The organism is Oceanihabitans sediminis (genome assembly GCF_003337215.1).
GTDB classification, from domain to species: domain Bacteria; phylum Bacteroidota; class Bacteroidia; order Flavobacteriales; family Flavobacteriaceae; genus Oceanihabitans; species Oceanihabitans sediminis.
In genome coordinates this window covers 313599-333257 of record NZ_QPIG01000002.1, presented here as the reverse complement: position 1 = coordinate 333257, position 19659 = coordinate 313599, and the positions used below count along the sequence as shown (strand labels likewise).

General features: G+C 32.2%; 19 protein-coding genes. 7 read left to right on the top strand and 12 right to left on the bottom strand.

Annotated features, from left to right (window positions below):
- The first annotated feature begins 15 nt into the window (after window positions 1–15).
- On the top strand, window positions 16–519 hold the full coding sequence (locus DU428_RS07300) for a GreA/GreB family elongation factor (protein WP_072349476.1): 504 nt from the start codon (window positions 16–18) through the stop codon (window positions 517–519).
- Between the two features lie 143 nt (window positions 520–662).
- The gene (locus tag DU428_RS13400) at window positions 663–836 is read left to right on the top strand and encodes a hypothetical protein (RefSeq protein ID WP_165839151.1); all 174 of its coding nucleotides are present in this window, start codon (window positions 663–665) and stop codon (window positions 834–836) included.
- A gap of 165 nt (window positions 837–1001) precedes the next feature.
- On the opposite strand, the gene DU428_RS07295 is transcribed toward DU428_RS13400, so the two are convergent.
- From DU428_RS07295 to prfB, 4 genes are all read right to left on the bottom strand, one after another.
- A complete protein-coding gene (locus DU428_RS07295; RefSeq protein WP_072349475.1) occupies window positions 1002–3413 on the bottom strand; it encodes a TonB-dependent receptor domain-containing protein in 2412 nt (803 codons plus the stop codon).
- Window positions 3414–3524: 111 nt separating this feature from the next.
- The gene (locus DU428_RS07290; RefSeq protein WP_113966017.1) at window positions 3525–3887 is read right to left on the bottom strand and encodes an ArsC/Spx/MgsR family protein; all 363 of its coding nucleotides are present in this window, start codon (window positions 3885–3887) and stop codon (window positions 3525–3527) included.
- Window positions 3888–3926: 39 nt separating this feature from the next.
- Window positions 3927–4271: an arsenate reductase (glutaredoxin) gene (gene arsC, locus DU428_RS07285; protein WP_072349473.1), complete on the bottom strand. Its 345-nt coding sequence runs from the start codon at window positions 4269–4271 to the stop codon at window positions 3927–3929.
- Window positions 4272–4285: 14 nt separating this feature from the next.
- A protein-coding gene (gene prfB / locus DU428_RS07280; RefSeq protein ID WP_113966018.1) for a peptide chain release factor 2 occupies window positions 4286–5396 on the bottom strand; the annotation gives its coding sequence in 2 pieces (ribosomal slippage) (window positions 4286–5332 and window positions 5334–5396; 1110 coding nt in all).
- Between the two features lie 90 nt (window positions 5397–5486).
- Between prfB and DU428_RS07275 the strand changes: the two genes are divergently transcribed.
- Together DU428_RS07275 and DU428_RS07270 are read left to right on the top strand one after the other, a co-directional pair.
- On the top strand, window positions 5487–6506 hold the full coding sequence (locus tag DU428_RS07275) for a threonine aldolase family protein (RefSeq protein WP_113966019.1): 1020 nt from the start codon (window positions 5487–5489) through the stop codon (window positions 6504–6506).
- A gap of 207 nt (window positions 6507–6713) precedes the next feature.
- Window positions 6714–8387 carry an OmpA family protein gene (locus DU428_RS07270; RefSeq protein ID WP_072349471.1) on the top strand — a complete coding sequence of 558 codons (1674 nt, stop codon included), beginning with the start codon at window positions 6714–6716 and terminating at the stop codon, window positions 8385–8387.
- A gap of 112 nt (window positions 8388–8499) precedes the next feature.
- Here DU428_RS07270 and DU428_RS07265 read toward each other — a convergent pair whose 3' ends face one another.
- The gene (locus tag DU428_RS07265) at window positions 8500–8823 is read right to left on the bottom strand and encodes a YbaB/EbfC family nucleoid-associated protein (RefSeq protein WP_113966020.1); all 324 of its coding nucleotides are present in this window, start codon (window positions 8821–8823) and stop codon (window positions 8500–8502) included.
- 82 nt (window positions 8824–8905) lie between these two features.
- On the opposite strand from DU428_RS07265, the gene DU428_RS07260 reads away from it, so the two are divergent.
- The 3 genes from DU428_RS07260 (at window position 8906) to DU428_RS07250 (ending at window position 13466) form a co-directional block, all read left to right on the top strand.
- Window positions 8906–10966, top strand: a complete 2061-nt coding sequence (locus DU428_RS07260) for a S9 family peptidase (RefSeq protein ID WP_113966021.1) — start codon at window positions 8906–8908, stop codon at window positions 10964–10966.
- A gap of 62 nt (window positions 10967–11028) precedes the next feature.
- Window positions 11029–12069, top strand: coding sequence for a PLP-dependent cysteine synthase family protein (locus DU428_RS07255; RefSeq protein ID WP_072349468.1), 1041 nt, complete (start codon window positions 11029–11031; stop codon window positions 12067–12069).
- Between the two features lie 137 nt (window positions 12070–12206).
- On the top strand, window positions 12207–13466 hold the full coding sequence (locus DU428_RS07250) for an aminotransferase class I/II-fold pyridoxal phosphate-dependent enzyme (protein WP_072349467.1): 1260 nt from the start codon (window positions 12207–12209) through the stop codon (window positions 13464–13466).
- A 40-nt stretch (window positions 13467–13506) separates the two neighbouring features.
- Here the strand turns inward: DU428_RS07250 and DU428_RS07245 are convergent, their stop codons facing one another.
- From DU428_RS07245 to tsaD, 7 genes are all read right to left on the bottom strand, one after another.
- On the bottom strand, window positions 13507–14613 hold the full coding sequence (locus DU428_RS07245) for a THUMP-like domain-containing protein (RefSeq protein ID WP_317047501.1): 1107 nt from the start codon (window positions 14611–14613) through the stop codon (window positions 13507–13509).
- An 82-nt stretch (window positions 14614–14695) separates the two neighbouring features.
- The gene (locus DU428_RS07240) at window positions 14696–15784 is read right to left on the bottom strand and encodes an AI-2E family transporter (RefSeq protein WP_113966023.1); all 1089 of its coding nucleotides are present in this window, start codon (window positions 15782–15784) and stop codon (window positions 14696–14698) included.
- A gap of 102 nt (window positions 15785–15886) precedes the next feature.
- Window positions 15887–16387 carry a TrmH family RNA methyltransferase gene (locus DU428_RS07235; RefSeq protein WP_072349464.1) on the bottom strand — a complete coding sequence of 167 codons (501 nt, stop codon included), beginning with the start codon at window positions 16385–16387 and terminating at the stop codon, window positions 15887–15889.
- Between the two features lie 39 nt (window positions 16388–16426).
- Complete coding sequence (locus tag DU428_RS07230; RefSeq protein ID WP_072349463.1) at window positions 16427–17068, bottom strand: DUF4159 domain-containing protein; 642 nt, start codon at window positions 17066–17068, stop codon at window positions 16427–16429.
- Between the two features lie 4 nt (window positions 17069–17072).
- Window positions 17073–17777, bottom strand: coding sequence for a 16S rRNA (uracil(1498)-N(3))-methyltransferase (locus DU428_RS07225; protein ID WP_072349462.1), 705 nt, complete (start codon window positions 17775–17777; stop codon window positions 17073–17075).
- 98 nt (window positions 17778–17875) lie between these two features.
- Entirely contained in the window at window positions 17876–18499 is a 624-nt protein-coding gene (locus DU428_RS07220; protein WP_072349461.1) for a peptidylprolyl isomerase, read from the bottom strand.
- Between the two features lie 63 nt (window positions 18500–18562).
- Complete coding sequence (tsaD, locus tag DU428_RS07215; RefSeq protein ID WP_072349460.1) at window positions 18563–19585, bottom strand: tRNA (adenosine(37)-N6)-threonylcarbamoyltransferase complex transferase subunit TsaD; 1023 nt, start codon at window positions 19583–19585, stop codon at window positions 18563–18565.
- Window positions 19586–19659 lie beyond the last annotated feature (74 nt).

Genomic DNA, 19659 nt, shown 5'->3' with positions numbered 1-19659 from the left:
TATAAGCTATAAACAATGAGTAGGGGATTTGTAAAAGAAGATGATCAAGAGGAAATTCCTATTGTACCACCAAGAGCAGATTTGCCAGAAGGAGTAACAAACTATGTGACTCCGGTAGGAATGAATCAGCTTTTAGAGGAAAAACAGTCGCTTATAAATGAAAGAGATAATTTAGATGCTATAAACGAAAAGGAAAGGCGCATTGTTGTAAATCATATTAATGCTAAATTACAATTATTACAAAACCGAATAACTACAGCTAAGGTTGTAGATCTAGAAAATCAACCACAACAAGAAGTACGATTTGGTGCAACAGTTACTTTAAAAATTGGAAATGATAAGAATTTTCAGAAATACCAAATAGTTGGCGTTGATGAAGCAGATATTGCAAAAGGTAAAATTTCCTTTATATCACCAATTGCTAGATTATTGACAAATAAGAAAGTAGGGGAGCAAGCTATTTTAAAACTAGCTACAGGAGAACGAGTGTTTGAAGTAATAAAAATTACATATTTATAAAGAGTAGAAACAATCTTAATAAGTCTGTTAATAATTATACATTTTAAATTGCATAAAAACACTCTTTGATTTATATTTGCATTCAGATACTTTGATGCTAAAGGCGAAAAGTAATATTATTAAAAAAAAGATACCAATTAATTATGTTTGAATTTGATCAATATTTAGGATTTTTAGCATTCTTAACCATTTTAACTATAGGTTTCTGGTTAATGATATTTTTATTAACTTTTGTTATACCTTATTGGATTGGTGGATCTTTAATGGAGTTCTTAAAAGAGAAAAGAGACGAGAAAAAAGCTGGGCAAGACGCTTAAGCTTCATATTATAAATATTAAAAAAGGGAAACTCATTGAGTTTCCCTTTTTTTTGTACCCTACAATTAATTTTCTATAAAATCAATTAATTAAAATTTACTCAAATAAAAAAGCGAAGCAAGTTTCAAACTTGCTTCGCTTTTTTATTTAAATTATTAAGAGATTTTATCCTTCAAATTCCATTTCGTCTCCTCCATTTCCTCTTGTACGCTCTCTCTTTTTCTGTTGGTTGAATCTATATGTAAATGATAGATTAAAGCTACGCTTTCTCCATTGGAATTCACTTGAACTAATAAAAGTATCAGTATTGGTGTCCATAATACGTTTTCTAGAGTTAAATAAGTCACTTACATTAAATGCGATAGAAGCTCTATCATTTAATAGGTCTTTACTAAATGCTAAGTTTGTAGAGAAGACTCCATCACGTTTGTTTTGAGCATCTTCACTAGGTCCACGGTAAAACATACTCGTTTGCCATTCAATATCAGCAGGTAAAGTATATTTTGTATTTAATCTAGCAAACCAGCTTGTGTTTTCGCTTCCTAAGTCTACACCATTAGGGTCTACACCTTCAGATTTAGATTTAAATACGTTAAAGTTTGCACTTGTATTAAATTTACGAGAAGCTCTATAGCTTAAAGTAAATTCAAAACCATATCTGTCTTCGCTTGAAAGGTTAATAGGTGTACGTTGAATAACTGGTACATCTTCACCATTAACAACAACAGTTTCACCTGTATCAAAGCTTACAAAGTTAAATACATCTGTAGCGTGTTGGTAGTAAGCCGAAGAGTTGAACATAAATTTACCAAAACGGTTAATATATCCTAAATCGAAAGTCCCAGAATAACTTGGATCTAAATCAGGGTTTCCTTGGAAGATACTAGTAACACTAGAACGAGAAGGGAATGGGTTGATAAACCAAGAACGAGCTCTACGTAAACGTCTGCTGTATCCTAAGGTTACACTTTCGTCTTCTGTTAATTCGTAGTTTAAGTTAACTGTTGGGAATAAACCAGTGTAGTTTTTCTTTTTAAAATCACCACTTGTAGGTTGGTCTATAGTAACTTGCGTATTTTCTAAACGTAAACCTAAAAGGTAAGAGAATTTACCGTGTTTGCTTCCGTATTGAGAATAAACAGCGTTGATATATTCTTTATAGTTTAATAGGTTTGATAATTTGTTATCAATAACAAAATCGTTTGTGTCTTCATCTAATATTTCAACTTTATAGTCTGTTGATTGGTTGTTGAAGTTTCCGCGGTAACCTAATTCAAATTGTGCATTTTCACCAAGTGGTAATACATAATCCCCTTGTAATAAAATTCTGCTTTGGTCTTCTAATTTTTCAACCATTTCACTTGTTAAACCATCTACAGTAACTAAAGAGTTTTGATCTTCTGTACTGTCTTCATATTGAAAGTCGAAAGAAAGTTTGTGACCACTTGTTTCGAAATTCTTTGTGAAGTTAGCTGCATATTGAATAGTTTTATCATCTTCAACTTCTGGGTCGAAACGAATATTATCTCCAATTAAATTGTAGTTATTGTCAAATTGTAAAAATTCGTTAGTAGTATTGCTTTCGTTATTGCTATCTCTATAAAAAACAGAAGTAGTTAAGGAAGCAGAATCATTAATATACCATTCAACACCTAGGTTTGTGTTGAATCCTTTACGAACTCTTTCAAACTCTCTAGTTTCTTCGGTTGTATTACCTGTAGCTTTATAAGTAGTGTTTGTATAAGAACTTCCAGGAACTTCTCTGTAGCTATATCCTGTAGTATTGAAGATATTTACATCTCCTGTTCTGTAGTTGATATTTCCAGAAATACCTGCAGAAGGATCATATCCTGCATTTGTAGTAATTGCACCGTTGAACCCTTGTATTTTACTTCTTTTTAAAATAATATTTAAAATACCTGCTGTTCCTTCTGAATCATATCTTGCAGAAGGAGAAGTAATAACTTCTACTTTTTCAATAGATTCTGCTGGTAATTGGCGTAATGCATCTGTTGAATTTAAACCAACTAAACCAGAAGGTTTTCCGTTAATTAAAATACGAACGTTGTCTTGTCCACGTAAGGAAACGTTCCCTTCTACATCTACAGCAACAGAAGGTACGTTGTCAAGAACATCACTTACTGTTCCACCACGAACGGTTAGGTCTTTTCCTACGCTATATATTTTTTTATCTAATTTAATTTCAACTGTAGTACGTTCTGCAATAATCTCAATTTCTCCAAGAGACTCTGCATCTTCAGATAAATAGATGGTTTTTAGGTTTGTGTTTTTGGTTAAGTTTTGATTAGGAATTGTTTTAGTTCCAAAGCCAATAAATTCTACTGAAATATCATATAATCCAACAGGTACCGGAATGTTGAAATGACCTTTTTGGTCTGTAATTCCACCTGTAATCATTCTGTTTTCAGCTTTACTGAAAAACGCAACAGTTGCATATTCTAATGGTTGTTGGGTGTCTTGTTCAATAATGAATCCTGTTACCTTTATTTCCTTTTGTGCAAAGGAACTTAAGGTAAAAAATGCAATGCAAATAAATACAAATAAATTTCTAGTCATAATTAGTTTTTAGCTTAAGACCGCAAAAATATAGATTGGTTTAAAGGCTTATGGTTAAATCTTTGTTAAATAAAAAAAGCCTCAAATTTATTGGTATTTGAAGCTTTAGGATTATTCGTTTATAAAAGAAAAAACCTTTTCAGGAGGGTCACATAAAACTGCTTTTTTTCCTTCTACAACTATTGGTGTTCTAATGAGTTGTGGAAATTCTGTAAGAACTTTAATGTATTCTATATCTTCAAAATCTCCTTCATTTTTTACAAATTCTTGATAATGTTCCTTCCACAGAGAATCTTCTGTTTTAATCAAATTATAAGGTCTTATATCTAATTTGTTAACAATTTTTTTTAGTTTGTTTTCTGTAGGTGGATTTTCAAGATACTTTACAATTTTATGTTTCTTTTTGTTCTTTTTTAAAATATTGAGACACTCAATGGACTCGATCGAATTAGGATCGTGATATATTAAAATCATAATTAAGTAGGTGTAGGGGATTTGGGGTAATTGAATGTTTTACTTTAATAAATCTATAACTAGTTCTGTAGGTCTACCAATTACAGCTTTATTGTCTTTTACTACAATTGGCCTTTCTATAAGTTTTGGGTGTTGCGCCATTGCCTCAATAACCTCTAGGTCTGTTAAGGTTTTTCCTTTATAGTTTTCTTTCCAAATAGCTTCGTTTTTTCTAACTAACTCTATTGGTTTTATGTTTAAAAGCTTTATTAATTTTTCAAGCTCTTCTTTGTCTGGATTTGTTTCAAGGTAATTAATTACTTCAAACTCTTCACCAGAATTTTTTAACACCTCTAATGCACTTCGAGATTTACTACATCTGTTATTGTGGTATATATGTATCATAATAATTACTTGTTTTATAAATTATTTGTTTCTGTTGTTTGTTGTCCCATCATCATAAGATAGGCTTTTAGGAAGCTTCCAATGTCACCATCCATTACAGCATCTACATTTCCGGTTTCATGTCCAGAACGTACATCTTTAACTAATTTGTATGGGTGCATTACATAATTTCTAATTTGGCTTCCCCATTCAATTTTCATTTTACTTGCTTCAATATCTTCACGTTGTGCCATTTGCTTTTGAAGCTCAATTTCATATAATTGCGATCGTAACATTTGCATAGCTCTCGTTCTATTATCATGTTGCGAACGGGTTTCTGAACATTGAATTTGAATTCCTGAAGGTTTATGCAGTAACTGTACTTTGGTTTCTACTTTATTTACGTTTTGCCCTCCGGCACCACTTGAACGTGCTGTAGTGATTTCAATATCAGAAGGGTTGATATCGATTTCTATAGTATCATCTACTAATGGATATACATAAACCGAAGCAAAACTTGTATGACGTTTTGCATTACTATCAAAAGGAGAAATTCGCACCAATCTGTGTACACCGTTTTCACCTTTTAGCCAACCAAAAGCAAAATCTCCTTCAATTTCAAGGGTAACTGTTTTAATTCCAGCAACATCTCCCTCTTGGTAGTTTAGTTCTTTCACTTTTAATCCGTTTTTTTCTGCGTACATAAGGTACATACGCATAAGCATGCTAGCCCAGTCACAGCTTTCAGTACCACCAGCACCTGCAGTAATTTGTAGTACAGCACTTAGGTTGTCTCCTTCATCAGAAAGCATGTTTTTGAATTCTAAATCTTCAATACTATTTGTTGCTTTCTCAAAAACTTGTTCTACATCTTTAAGGCTTGCTTCCTCTTCTTTATAGAATTCATAAGTAACCTCTAAATCTTCAACAAGTGTTTTTGCGGTATTGTAATCTGTTACCCATTTCTTTTTCTCTCTAATAGATTGCATAATAATTTCAGCAGCTTTAGAGTCGTTCCAAAAATTAGGGTCAAATGTTTGTTCTTCTTCGTTTTGAATTTCTATTAACTTAACATCTAAGTCAAAGATATTGCCTTAAAGAGTCAAGGCGTGTATTAAGATCTTTTATTTGATCTGTAGTAATCATAGTTTTCAATTTTAAACAAAAATATAATTAAAAGGGATTGTTTAAAGCATATTTTAAGATATTTTATAGATTTAGCACAAAATAGCACGCATGATAATAGATTTAAGAAGCGACACCGTAACAAAACCGTCTAAAGAAATGCTTCAAGCAATGCTAGAAGCTTCGGTTGGTGACGATGTTTATAAAGAAGATATAACGGTAAATAAGTTGGAAGAAACTATTGCCGAAATGTTTGGGAAACCAAAAGCCTTATTTTTCCCTACTGGAACCATGGCTAACCAGGCTGCAATTAACTTACACACCAAACCTGGGGAGCAGGTTATTTGCGATAAATATGCGCATATATATAATTTTGAAGGGGGAGGAGCTAGTTTTAATAGTGGCGTTTCCTGTAAATTAATAGATGGAGATAGAGGTATGTTTACTGCAGAAGATGTACTTCAAAATATCAATCCACCAGACTTTTATCATAGTCCCTTAACGAGTTTAGTTGAAATTGAAAATACTACGAATAAAGGAGGAGGAGCTTGTTGGGATTTTGAAGAAATCCAGAAAATCAGAAAAGTATGTAACGACCATCAACTAGGATTTCATTTAGACGGAGCAAGACTATGGAATGCTCTTATAGCTAAAAAGGAAACCGCCGCACAATACGGAAAAGAGTTTGATACTATTTCTGTTTGTTTAAGCAAAGGATTAGGTTGTCCGATTGGTTCGGTTTTGGTTGGAGATGAAGAATTAATGCAAGGAGCATTACGAGTTAGAAAAATATTAGGTGGTGGCATGCGTCAGGTAGGGTATTTAGCTGCTGCAGGATTATATGCATTAGAGCATCATATTAATAGGTTAGAGGTAGATCATAATAAAGCAAAAGAGATTGCATATGTATTAAGTAAAGTTTCTTACATCAAAAAAGTAGAACCTGTAGAAACAAATATTATCATATTTGAATTAGTAGATACAGTAAATTCAGAAGAATTCTTAAAGAAGCTAAATGAAAACGGAATTAAATTAATTGGTATGGGGGAAAATAAGTTAAGAATTGTAACTCATATTGATTATACTTCAAAAATGCACACTAAAGTTTTAAAAGTATTCAATAATTATTAGATTAAACAGTCTTATTGTCAGTGGTTTAACAATAATGCGACACGTTTTGTCGGTATTTTTTGTGTTTCATCGAAAAACAAAGAGTTCTTCTTACATAAAAGGAGGAATAGTTTGATAAGTATTTATTTTGTCTGAAATTAGTAATTCCTGAAACATTTAAATTTCAGGGTCTTACGTCTTAATTTTAACCATTAAAAATTTCTTAATATGAAAAAAACTCTTCTAACTATCTTGACCTTTGTTGTAACAATTACAGCATTTGCACAAGACTTACCAACCAACCCTGAACCAGGAAAATGTTACGTTCGATGTGTAACTCCGGATGTTTGGGTGAATCAAGATGTTACCATTCAGGTATCTCCAGCTTATAAGAAATTGAGTACGGTACCAGCAAAATTTACTACAGCAACAGAAGAAGTAGTAGTAGAAAACGCAAGCCAACGCTTAGAAGTTGTTCCTGCAGTTTATGAAACTCAAACTTTTGAAGTTGTTGTTAAAGAAGCATCTCAACGTTTAGAGAAAATTCCTTCTAGAACAGAAACAGTTACAGAAACAGTTGTTGTTAAAGAAGCATCTCAACGTTTAGAGCTTGTACCAGCAGTTTACGAAACACAAGAGTTTACTGTTGTAACTCAAGAAGCTAGTCAGCGTTTAGAAATTGTACCAGCTGTTTATGAAACACAAGATTTCACGGTTGTTACAAAAGAAGCTAGTCAACGTTTAGAAGTAGTTCCTGCGGAATACGGAACAGAAACTAGATCTTATAAAAAGAGAGAGTACGGAACTTCTATTAAAGTAGTACCAGCAAGTTTTTCTTCTAACTACCAAGTTGTAGAGGTTAAGCCTGCTTCAGCTAGATGGGAAATGAGTGATACACCTGCAGCAGACTGTGCTTCAAGTGATCCTAACGATTGTAGATATTGGTGTTATAAGAGTATTCCTGCTCAAAATATTACTGTAAATACTACAGAATTAGCAGCAGATGCTTCTTATGTAAGAACACCAGATTGTGACCCAGCTACTAGTGGAGATGACTGTGGAATGGGTACTTATACTGTAAAAGTTGTTTCTAAACCAGCTTCTACAAGAGTAATTGATATTCCTGCGGAAACTAAAACAGAGAAAAGAGTAGTTATGGTTTCTCCTCCAACAACGAGAGTAATTGATGTTCCTCAAAAAACAAAAACAATGAAAAGAGTTGTAATGGTTCAACCTCCTACAACTAGAGTTATTGAAATTCCTGCAGAAACAGAAACAGTTACTAGAACAGTAATTATTCCAGAATCTACAAGAGTTGTTGAAATTCCTGCAGAAACCAAAACTTTAAAGCGTACTGTAATGGTTACGCCTCCAACTACAAGAGTAATTGATATTCCTCAAAAGACTTCTACTATTAAGAAAACTATCTTAACAGAAGATTCTAAAGTTGTTGAAACAATAGTTCCTGCTGTAACTAAAACAGTTACTAAAGAAGTTTTACAAACTAAAGGAGGTTTGACTACTTGGAAAGAAGTTGACTGTAAATTAGTAGAGTATAACGACCTTAACATAAACTGGAACTTAGGTTCTGCAACATTAACTGCAGCTGCTAAAGCTGAAATTGATGCAAAATTATTACCAGTTCTTGCTGATGGTGTTTCTGTAGAGATTGCTTCTCATACAGATTCAAGAGGCACGAAAGAAAGTAACCTTGCTTTATCTGAAAGAAGAGCTCAAGCGGTAACTAACTACTTAATTTCTAAAGGAATTAATTCTTCAAGAATTGTTTCAAACGGATACGGTGAAACTAGACTTCTTAACAGATGTGCTGATGGTGTTTCTTGTACAGAAAGAGAACACTTAGTAAACAGAAGAACACAGTTTAGAGTAATTAACCAATAATTACCACAAACTCTTAAAAAAAAAAGGAAGCTAATTTAGCTTCCTTTTTTTTTGTTTTATACTTTCGTGTTTTTCAAAAAATAACTTATAAAGTTACGATTGTTTTAAAGCACTATTTAAACATATCCATTCCTGGAATGTTTGGCATGCCATCTTTGGCAACAGCAGCTATTTCCGTTTCGTGAACCTGCGTAGCTTTTTCAATCGCTTTGTTTAAAGTAAGAATCAGGTAGTCTTCTAGTTCTTCTTTGTCGGCTAATAATTCATCTGCAATATCAATAGACTTAATAGTTCTATTGGCAGTTAAAGTAACTTGAACCTTTCCGTCGTTACTTTTACTATCCACTAAAACAGTATCTAATCTCTTTTTAGTTTCTTCAACTTTTTGCTGGGTTTCTTTAAGTTTACCCATCATTCCCATTAGGTCTCCAAACATGTTTTTTATAATTTATAATTTCATACAAAACTATTTAATTTTTCTATTTTTGAAGAATATAATTTTGAATTAATTACAACTTTTGAAAAAACTACCAAATCCTCCAATAGCAAAGAAAATTCCACAAAAACTGGAAGCGCATGAAGACGTAAGAATTGATAATTATTTTTGGCTGAATAATAGAAATGATCAAAATGTTTTAGATTATTTATATGCAGAAAATGATTATACAAAAAGTGTACTAGCACATACAGAACCTTTACAGAAAGAGCTTTTTAAAGAAATGAAAGCTAGAATAAAGGAAGATGACTCTTCTGTTCCTTATAAACTTAATGGGTATTGGTATATAACAAAATTTGAAAAAGGGAAAGATTACCCAATTTATACAAGGAAAAAAGAAAGCTTAGATGCTCCAGAAGAATTGCTTTTTGATTGCAACGAAATGGCAAAGGGTTTTAACTATTTCAAATTAGGAGGAATTTCTATTAGTCCAGATAACACTTTGGCTGCTTTTTCAACCGATACAGTTAGTAGAAGACAATATACTATTCAGATTAAAAACCTGATTACAGGAGAAATTTATCCGGAAGAAATTAAAAATGCAACAGGAGGAATCACTTGGGCTAACGACAATAAAACACTGTTTTATTCGAGAAAAGACGAAGTTACCCTGCGTGCTTTTAAAATATTTAAACATAAACTGCATACAAGTGTAGAAGAAGATAAGGAGGTTTTTCATGAAGAAGATGAAACCTTCAATACTTTCATATACAAAACAAAGTCTAGAAAATATTTAATTATAGGTTCTTCTAGCACTTTAACAACGGAGTATAGAATTTTACATGCCGATAATCCAGATGGCGAATTTAAAATTTTTCAAAAAAGGCAAAGAGAATTAGATTATGCCATTGCGCATTATAAAGACAATTTCTTTATAATTTCTAATAAAGATAATGCAGTAAACTTTAAGCTTCAAAAAACAAACGAAAATCAAACCGAAAAAGAATATTGGGAAGATGTGTTGCCACATCGAGAAGATGTTTTATTAGAAGATATAGAGATTTTTAAAGATTATTTGGTTGTAAGTGAACGACAGAATGGTTTAAATAAAATTAGAATTATAAACTGGAACGGAACGGAAGATTACTACCTTCCTTTTGATAGTGAAACTTACACGGCTTACACTGGGAATAATCCAGACTTTAATAGTGATGTTTTAAGGTATTCGTTTAACTCACTTACTACTCCAAGTTCCGTTATAGACTATAATTTTAAAACAAAAACTAAAGAGGTTAAAAAAGAACAAGAAGTTCTAGATAAAAATTTTGATAAAGAAAATTATACTTCAAAGCGCATTTGGGCAACTGCTCGAGACGGAGTGAAAATTCCAATTTCTTTAGTACATAAAAAAGGATTAAAATTAGATGGGACAAACCCATTGTTACAATATGCATATGGTTCTTATGGATCTACTATAGACCCTTACTTTTCAACAATTCGATTAAGCCTATTAGATAGAGGGTTTATTTTTGCTATTGCACACATTAGAGGGGGAGAGTATTTAGGGAGAGATTGGTATGAAAAAGGAAAATTAAAGCATAAAAAGAATACTTTTTATGACTTTATTGATTGTTCTAAATTTTTAATTGAAGAGAATTATACTTCTAAAGAACATTTATATGCAAGTGGTGGCTCAGCCGGAGGATTACTAATGGGAGTGATTGCAAATCTTAATCCAGAATTATACAAAGGTATTATTGCCGCTGTTCCGTTTGTAGATGTAGTTACTACGATGCTTGATGATACTATTCCATTAACAACAGGTGAATATGATGAATGGGGAAACCCTAATGACAAAGAATATTATGATTATATGTTGTCCTATTCTCCGTATGATAATGTAGTAGCACAAAACTATCCAAATATATTAGTAACAACAGGTTTACATGATTCACAAGTACAATATTGGGAACCAGCAAAGTGGGTAGCTAAGCTTAGAGAACTAAAAACAGATACCAATAAATTGCTCTTGCATATAGATATGGAATCGGGTCATGGTGGGGCTTCTGGTCGTTTTGAAAGCTTAAAAGAAGTGGCTTTGGAGTACGCATTTTTACTAGATTTAGAAGGAATTAAGCTATAAAAAATATTTTTCGTATTTTTGCAGGGTTTATGTTATTTCTTATAACAGCTTAAAACAATTTTATGGCAAAAAATAATCAAGTATTTGATAACGTATTAGATTTAATAGGGAATACTCCTCTAATTAAATTAAACAAAATAACAGCTCCTTTAAAAGGAGAATACCATGCAAAAGTTGAGTCTTTTAATCCAGGAAATTCTGCTAAAGATAGAATTGCATTATATATCATAGAGCAAGCTGAAAAGCACGGAATATTAAAGCCTGGTGATACCATAATAGAAACTACTTCTGGTAATACAGGATTCAGTATTGCTATGGTGAGTATTATAAAAGGATACGATTGTATTTTAGCAGTAAGTTCAAAATCTTCTCCAGATAAGATTGATATGTTAAAAACGATGGGAGCAAAGGTATATGTATGCCCAGCTCACGTTAGTTCAGACGATCCAAGATCTTATTATGAAGTAGCAAAACGCTTACACGAAGAAACTAAAGGTTCGGTATATATTAACCAATATTTTAACGAGTTAAATATTGAAGCGCACTACCATTCTACTGGTCCTGAAATTTGGAATCAAACTGAAGGGAAAATCACGCATTTAGTAGCTTGTAGTGGAACAGGAGGTACTATCTCTGGTACTGCAAAATATTTAAAGGAGCAGAATCCAAATATTAAAGTCATTGGAGTAGATGCTTATGGTTCTGTGATTAAAAAATATCACGAAACTAGAGAATTTGATGAAAAAGAAATCTATCCATATAGAATCGAAGGTTTAGGAAAAAATTTAATTCCAACGGCAACAGATTTTGATCAAATTGATGAGTTTGTTAAAGTAACCGATGAAGAAAGTGCACATACTGCAAGAGAGATAGCAAAAACCGAAGGTTTGTTTGTTGGGTATACTTCTGGTGCAGCAATGCAAGCTGTAAAGCAACTAAATGAAGCCGGTGAGTTTGATGAAAACTCAAAGGTTGTAATCTTATTCCCAGACCATGGTTCTCGTTATATGAGTAAAATTTATAGCGATAAGTGGATGGAAGAACAAGGCTTCTTTGACAGTGAAAACAAAGTTGAAGCACAAGGTATTCAGTATATAAAATAATAATAATTACATAATTTAAGATAGAGAGTTTCTACATTGAAACTTTCTGTCTTTTTTGTTTAAAATAGTACATAAAAAGATTATGTTTAGTTAACAGAAATCTCTAATTTTGTACAACTAACTAAGAGTGATAGCAGATGAAAGATTTATTTGAAAAAATTTACAAAGATAAAGGTCCTTTAGGAAAATGGGCGGCTCAAGCAGAAGGTTATTTTGTTTTCCCAAAACTAGAAGGGGAAATTTCTAACCGAATGAAATTTCAAGGAAAAGAAGTAATTACCTGGAGTATTAATGACTACCTAGGCTTGGCAAACCACCCTGAAGTACGTAAGGTAGATGCTGAAGCGGCATTAAAATATGGTTCTGCTTATCCTATGGGAGCACGTATGATGTCTGGTCATACTGAATTACATGAGCAATTACAAAATGAATTAGCAGCTTTTGTTAAAAAGGATGCAGCTTATTTATTAAACTTTGGTTACCAAGGAATGGTTTCTACAATTGATGCTTTAGTATCTAAAGACGATATTATTGTATACGATGTAGATGCTCACGCTTGTATTATTGATGGTGTTCGTTTACACATGGGTAAGCGTTTTACTTATAAACACAACGATGTAGCAAGTTTAGAGAAAAACTTAGAGAGGGCAACAAAAATGGCAGAACAAACTGGAGGAGGAATCCTAGTTATTTCTGAAGGTGTTTTTGGAATGCGTGGAGAACAAGGTCGTTTAAAAGAAATTGTTGAGCTTAAGAAAAAATATAATTTCAGACTTTTTGTAGATGATGCTCATGGTTTTGGTACTTTAGGTGCTACAGGAGCAGGAGCAGGTGAAGAGCAAGGGGTTCAAGATGATATTGATGTGTACTTTGCAACATTTGCTAAGTCAATGGCAAGTACAGGAGCTTTTATTGCAGCCGATCAAGAAGTAATTGATTATTTAAAATACAATTTACGTTCTCAAATGTTTGCTAAATCTCTGCAAATGCAATTAGTTGTTGGTGCTTTAAAGCGTCTTGACATGTTGCGTACTATGCCAGAGTTAAAGAAAAACTTATGGACGATAGTTAATGCATTACAAACTGGATTAAAAGAGCGCGGATTTGATATAGGAACAACGCAAAGTTGTGTAACTCCTGTATATTTAAACGGAAGTATTCCAGAAGCAATGGCGCTTGTAAGAGATTTAAGAGAAAACTACGGAATTTTCTGTTCTATTGTTGTGTATCCTGTAATACCAAAAGGATTAATCTTATTAAGAATGATTCCTACAGCTACGCATACATTAGAAGATGTTGCTGAAACACTAGATGCTTTTGATGCAATTAGAGAGCGTTTAACAAACGGAACATACAAACGCATGTCTGCTTCAGTAATGAAAGCAATGGGCGAGTAATAAATCGTTAAAACGTATATATTAAAAAAGGTTACATATTTTATGTAACCTTTTTTGTTTTTAGTATGATTTTGTTGTTTTCTAAATCAGTAGTAAAAAACAAATAAACATCTCCACCTTCTTTGATTTTGTGTTTCTTTCTTATTTGGTCAACAGACTCCGGGAAGTTTCTAGTGGCAATATTGGCTTTATTAATCGCTTCTTTCTTTATAAGTTTTTTATTGTAAGCAATCACTTTTTCAATCTTAAATACTCTTCCTGGAAAAGCAAGAAGTTCTTCACTTGTGTATAAATGCGAATGTTTATGAAGTTTTTCTACTTTTAATTTATCAGAAATAGAAGAGAATGCACCAGATTTCATGATTGCTGCATTCGGTTCGTATAAATAGGTGAGTGGTAAGTTATATGAAGCTTCTGCAGAAGTTTCTTCATTTAAATAAAAACTAAATACTTCCTTAGTGTCTTTCTTAAGGTTACAAGTCTCTATTTTTATAGGGCTATTATAGTCTTTCTCAAGAATCCAAAGTAGTTCTTTTACTTCATTATTTACCGCAAGGATATGAATGTTTTTAACGTTTTTCAATTCATTCAATCCTACGGAAATATCTAATAAAGGAGAGGTTTTAATTAATATATTGTTCGACTTTTTAAAAAGTATATCTAAATGTTCTGGTACATTTGGTAAACAATCGTTTAAAAAGAAGACCTTGCCTTTGGTGTCGTTTCTTCTAGAAGGATCAATATAAATCCAATCATAAATTTCTTCAGAGTTTTTTAAATAGTCTATACCATCGCTTGCAATGGTTTTAATATTGGAAACTTTAAGCTGTTTATAATTGTGTGTAACAATTTGCGATAAGTCTGTATTAATTTCGCAATGGGTTACTTTATTAAACTGTTTGGAAAAGTAAAAACAATCTACTCCAAAACCGCCTGTCAGATCTATGATACTGTTTCCTTCAACTAAATTAGCTTTATATTCTGCTGTAACTTCAGAAGAAGTTTGCTCGATGTTTAGCTTGTTAGGATAGTATATGTTTTCTGTAGAATACCAGCTAGAAAGTTTCGTTTTGCAACGTTTTTTTGCTTCAATTTGTTCTATTACATCTTTAGAATCTCCTGTAGTAAAAGGAATTCCTTTTAGCAATAAAGAAGCTATATCAGTGTTTATGTTTTTATTTATAAACTTCTGAATTTCAGTAGTTAGTATTTCTTTATTGAAAGTGATATTATAAGTTTTTAGTTAGCTTTTTAACTATCTTGTTGTCAGACAAAAACTCTTTTAAAATCACCTTAATTGCAGTGTATGCAGGAATAGCCACGATAAGTCCGACAACACCAAATAAAATTCCTGCAATTAAAATTATTAAGAAGATTTCAATTGGGTGAGATTTTACACTTTTTGAAAAAATTACTGGCTGACTTATAAAATTATCGAATAATTGCCCAATTGCAATCACAACGAAAACCCAAAGTGATTTTGGTAATATTACCTCTGTAAAACTTTGACCTAGACTGCTTGTCATGGTTAGTAAAATCATCAAAACTGCACCAATTAAAGGTCCAACGTAAGGAATTAAGTTTAATAGTGCGCATAAAAAGGCAATTACTATGGCATTTTGAACGCCTATGATGGTTAATCCTATAGAATAAATAATAAATAGAATAAGAATTTGAAATATTAATCCTACAAAATATCTAGAAAGTAAATCTTTAATTTTTGCACTAGATTTTTGCCAACGCGATTCGTTTCCTTCAGGAACAACAGTCATCATTCCATTTTCCAATAATTTACTGTCTTTTAAAAAGAAAAAAGAGATAAATAATACAGAAAACAAACCAATGCTAAAATTACCTAATCCGCTAACTAATGAGTTTAAGAAGTTTGGAATTAAGGAATAATCAATTTTAGAAAGTAATTCAGAATCTTTAATAGATTGTTGAACATCTATATTATTAATTTGGAAATAGGCTAGAAGCTCTCGATGTAAAACTTCCATGTTACTTTGAAGCTTCTCCATATCTAAAAGAGCTAAATTGTTTCCTTGTTCTATGATTAATGGAACAAATAAACGTATTAAACTAAATATTAGTCCCATAAAAAGTAACATAGTTACAATAACTGCAATTGTATTTTTAAATTTGAGCCTTCTTCGTAAGAACAAGATAATAGGCCTTCCAATTAAAGAGATTACAGATGCAATTGCTATATAAACAATGACAGACTGAATTTTAAAAAGAAAATACAGAAGCAAAGCTATTCCTAGAATAATTCCGATTGCTTTTAAAATTCCGTTAGATATTTGATTTGAAGTCATGTTGTAAATATAATTTATTCCTATGAATGTAGTAATTTCAAGCTTTTTAAATTTCTGTCATTTCTTTAAAGTTAAAAAATAAAAGATTTATAGATTTTTCGTTTAACGAAGCTGTTTCGTTATTTCATAAAGTGCAACCGTAGTTGCTTGTACTACATTCATGCTACTGTTTTGTCCGTACATTTCTATATGAACAACCGAGTCGCATATTTTTAAAATTTCTTCTGAAACTCCAAAATTTTCATCTCCTATAATTAGCGCATAAGGTTTTTCATTAGAAAAACTCGTTGAACTTATAGCAGAGCTATTGTTTGTAATTTCAAGAGCTATAAGGTGATAGCCTTCTTTTTTGTATTGTAAAGCCACCTCTATAGCTTCCTTTTTCACTTCGAAATTCACCACTTTTTCTGTTGCTCTAGAAGTTTTAGTCATTTTTCTGCCTAGTGGAATATGCTCGCCACAAAAGACTATTTTTTTTACCCCAAATGTATCTGAAGTTCTAAACAAACTACCAATATTTGGCGCGTTACTCACGTTTTCACAAATAATGCTTATTGGGAAAGTGCGTTTTTCAAAGTTGGTATTATAGTGGTTTAGTTGCATATTTAAAGTTGAAAGTTTTTAAGTAAAAAGGTAGATTCCTTAGTTCTCAAAAACATATTTTATAATATTAGCGCCCATTTGTAAAGCTTTTTCTCTTACGTCGGCAGGATCGTTGTGCACAGCAGGATCTTCCCAACCGTTTCCTAAATCACTTTCATATGTAAAAAGGAGAACCAATCTGTTTTCATAAAACATTCCAAAAGCCTGAGGTCTCTTACCATCATGCTCATGAATTTTAGGTAATCCGTTTGGGAATTTATAGGCTGTATTGAATATTTTATGATTTGCAGGAAGCTCAATTAGTTCTTGGTTTGGAAATACTTTTACTAATTCTTTAGCTAGGTAGGGCTGCATACCGTAATTATCATCTATATGTAAAAAACCTCCAGAAATTAAGTAGTTACGAAGGTTTTCTGCTTCTGCTTCGCTAAAAAAAACATTTCCATGCCCGGTCATATGTACATAAGGAAATTGAAAAATATCCGAGCTACCAGTTTCTACAGTTTGAGGTTTCGCTTTTATTCTAGTACCAATATTATTATTACAAAAAGTAATTAGGTTGGGTAAAGATGTCGGGTTGCTATACCAATCGCCACCGCCTTTATACTTTAGTACCGCTATCTCTTGAGAAAAAGAGATTAAAGTGATGAGCGAAAAGACAATAGAAAATACTGTTTTCATAAACTTATTCGTTGATAAAAGCAACAGAATGACAAGCAACTATGGCAGCTGTTTCTGTGCGTAATCTTGTTTCACCCAAAGTTACAGGAATAAATTTTGATTCTATGGCCTGTTGAATTTCTTTTACCGAAAAATCTCCTTCAGGGCCAATTAAAATAGTGATTTCTTTGTTTGGTTCTAACTGACTTTTTAATGATTTTTTATCGGTTTCTTCGCAATGGGCAATAAACAAACTTCCAGTAAAATCTTGTTGTATAAAGTCTTTAAAAGTAATTGCTTCCTTAAGTTCTGGCATATAGCAATTTAAAGACTGTTTCATTGCCGATTGTAAAATTTTTTCAAAACGCTCTGGTTTAATTACTTTACGTTCGCTGTGATCACAAAAAATAGGAGTAATACTGTCTATACCAATTTCAGTTGCTTTTTCTAAAAACCATTCATAACGATCATTCATTTTTGTAGGTGCAACCGCTAGGTGAAGTTTATACTTTCTTCTTGGTTGTTCTTCTTTAGCGATGATGTTAGCTACGCAGTTTTTTATGTCGGCAACAGTAATTTCTGCTGTAAACAGCCAGCCTTTACCATTTGTGATTTGTAGCGTGTCACCAATAGATTTGCGTAAAACTTTTACGATATGTCTGCTCTCTTCTTTACTAAAAGAAAAGCGCATAGTGGTTTCTGTTATTTCTGGGTCGTAGAATAATTGCATTTTACGAAGATAGAAACTTGTTGGCATAACAAAAAAAAAGAGCCTCAAAAATGAAGCTCTTATTTTATATATTTTGTGCGGTATTGATTGTCAAAACCTTATTTTAAAGGTTCTACTATCTTTAAAACCTTGATTTCTTTTATTTCTTTTGGTTCATGTGTTTTTAAAACAATATAATACCATTGGTTTTGAACAATATCTACAGGAAAAACATCCCCAACACTATAGCTGCTATTCGTTATTTCAGCTTCAAAGGTAGGATGCGTTAAACCAGATTCAAACCAGCCTAAATCTCCTCCGCGATTCGCATTATTATCCATAGAATATTGTTTTGCTAACCTGCTAAAAGGAACTCCTTGCTTGTATTTTATTAGGATTTTATCACGTAGCTTATTAATTTGCGAAACAGTCATTTTTAATCCGTCAAAGAAAATATAACTAACTCTGTATTTTGTAGTAGTATTTTTTTCTACCACTTTATATTTTATTTTCTCGGTAGCATTTTCAACTGTAGTTCTCCCTTTTTTGAAAAGTTCTTCAGCAAAAGCTGTTTTATGGCTTTCTTCATTAAAAACAATGATTTTATTATGCTTCGATTTCTTTTCTTTAATGTAGGTTTCAGCTTCTTCTGTAGATGTGATAGCATCAAATTCTTTGAATTCTGATTCTTGACCAAAAATAGTTATGCTGAAAAATAAAGCTAGGAGTAAAAATTTATTCATTTATTTAAAGTTTGGGGTTTTGTCTTGAAACAAAAAAACGAAAATTAATTTAAATTCGAGGTTTTATATTTTTAATCTAGCTGAAGCAGTTATATCCTGTTCTGTAAATGCACCTTCCAAATACTTTAAATAACCAACAATCCCAATCATAGCTGCGTTGTCTGTGGTAAATTCAAATTTAGGAACATAGGTAGTCCATCCAAATTTTTGTTCACCATTTTTTAAAGCTTCTCTTATTCCTTTATTGGCTGAAACTCCACCGCCTATAGCAATATGTTTTATTCCTGTTTGTTTACTTGCTAGCTTCAGTTTGTCCATTAAAATACCAATTATGGTATATTGAATGGATGCGCAAATATCATTTAGATTTTCAGAAATAAAATTAGGATTTGCTTTTGTCTCACGTTGAATAAAATATAGAATAGCAGTTTTTAATCCAGAAAAACTAAAGTTCAATCCATCTACTTTAGGCTTTGTAAAAGTATAGGCTTTAGGGTTTCCTAATTTAGCTCGTCGGTCAATTTCTGGCCCAGCAGGATAACCAAGACCTAAAATTTTTCCGCTTTTGTCAAATGCTTCACCAACAGCATCGTCTATGGTTTCACCAATTACTTCCATTTCAAAATAATTAGAAACTTTCACAATTTGTGTATGTCCGCCAGAAATAGTCATTGCTAGAAAAGGGAAAGGAGGCTTCTTAAAGTCTTCCTCTTCTATAAAATGTGCTAAAATATGTGCTTGCATATGGTTTACTTCAATTAGCGGAACTTGTAAGCCATAGGCAAAGGATTTGGCAAATGAAGTTCCAACTAATAAAGAGCCCATAAGTCCGGGCCCTCTAGTGAAAGCGACCGCATGAAGCATTTCTTTGGTAATTCCCGCTTTTTCAATCGCTTGATGTACAACAGGAACAATGTTTTGTTGATGTGCTCTAGAAGCTAATTCTGGAACCACTCCGCCATATTCTTCATGAATTTTCTGACTAGCAATTATATTGCTTAAAACCTTGCCGTTTAGTAAGATAGATGCAGCAGTGTCGTCGCAAGAAGACTCAATTGCAAGTATGTAAATATTTTCTGAAGCCATTAGTATGTATTAGGCACAATAATTGTTAATTTTGACTACAAAGTTATAACTTTAATAGGTATCAAAAAATTTTT

What these genes read in the sequence shown, in the direction of transcription:
- DU428_RS07300 (WP_072349476.1), top strand. Translation starts at nt 16, where the DNA reads ATGAGTAGGGGATTTGTAAAAGAAGATGATCAAGAGGAAATTCCTATT.
- DU428_RS13400 (WP_165839151.1), top strand. Translation starts at nt 663, where the DNA reads ATGTTTGAATTTGATCAATATTTAGGATTTTTAGCATTCTTAACCATT.
- DU428_RS07295 (WP_072349475.1), bottom strand. Translation starts at nt 3,413, where the DNA reads ATGACTAGAAATTTATTTGTATTTATTTGCATTGCATTTTTTACCTTA.
- DU428_RS07290 (WP_113966017.1), bottom strand. Translation starts at nt 3,887, where the DNA reads ATGATTTTAATATATCACGATCCTAATTCGATCGAGTCCATTGAGTGT.
- arsC (WP_072349473.1), bottom strand. Translation starts at nt 4,271, where the DNA reads ATGATACATATATACCACAATAACAGATGTAGTAAATCTCGAAGTGCA.
- DU428_RS07275 (WP_113966019.1), top strand. Translation starts at nt 5,487, where the DNA reads ATGATAATAGATTTAAGAAGCGACACCGTAACAAAACCGTCTAAAGAA.
- DU428_RS07270 (WP_072349471.1), top strand. Translation starts at nt 6,714, where the DNA reads ATGAAAAAAACTCTTCTAACTATCTTGACCTTTGTTGTAACAATTACA.
- DU428_RS07265 (WP_113966020.1), bottom strand. Translation starts at nt 8,823, where the DNA reads ATGTTTGGAGACCTAATGGGAATGATGGGTAAACTTAAAGAAACCCAG.
- DU428_RS07255 (WP_072349468.1), top strand. Translation starts at nt 11,029, where the DNA reads ATGGCAAAAAATAATCAAGTATTTGATAACGTATTAGATTTAATAGGG.
- DU428_RS07250 (WP_072349467.1), top strand. Translation starts at nt 12,207, where the DNA reads ATGAAAGATTTATTTGAAAAAATTTACAAAGATAAAGGTCCTTTAGGA.
- DU428_RS07240 (WP_113966023.1), bottom strand. Translation starts at nt 15,784, where the DNA reads ATGACTTCAAATCAAATATCTAACGGAATTTTAAAAGCAATCGGAATT.
- DU428_RS07235 (WP_072349464.1), bottom strand. Translation starts at nt 16,387, where the DNA reads ATGCAACTAAACCACTATAATACCAACTTTGAAAAACGCACTTTCCCA.
- DU428_RS07230 (WP_072349463.1), bottom strand. Translation starts at nt 17,068, where the DNA reads ATGAAAACAGTATTTTCTATTGTCTTTTCGCTCATCACTTTAATCTCT.
- DU428_RS07225 (WP_072349462.1), bottom strand. Translation starts at nt 17,777, where the DNA reads ATGCAATTATTCTACGACCCAGAAATAACAGAAACCACTATGCGCTTT.
- DU428_RS07220 (WP_072349461.1), bottom strand. Translation starts at nt 18,499, where the DNA reads ATGAATAAATTTTTACTCCTAGCTTTATTTTTCAGCATAACTATTTTT.
- tsaD (WP_072349460.1), bottom strand. Translation starts at nt 19,585, where the DNA reads ATGGCTTCAGAAAATATTTACATACTTGCAATTGAGTCTTCTTGCGAC.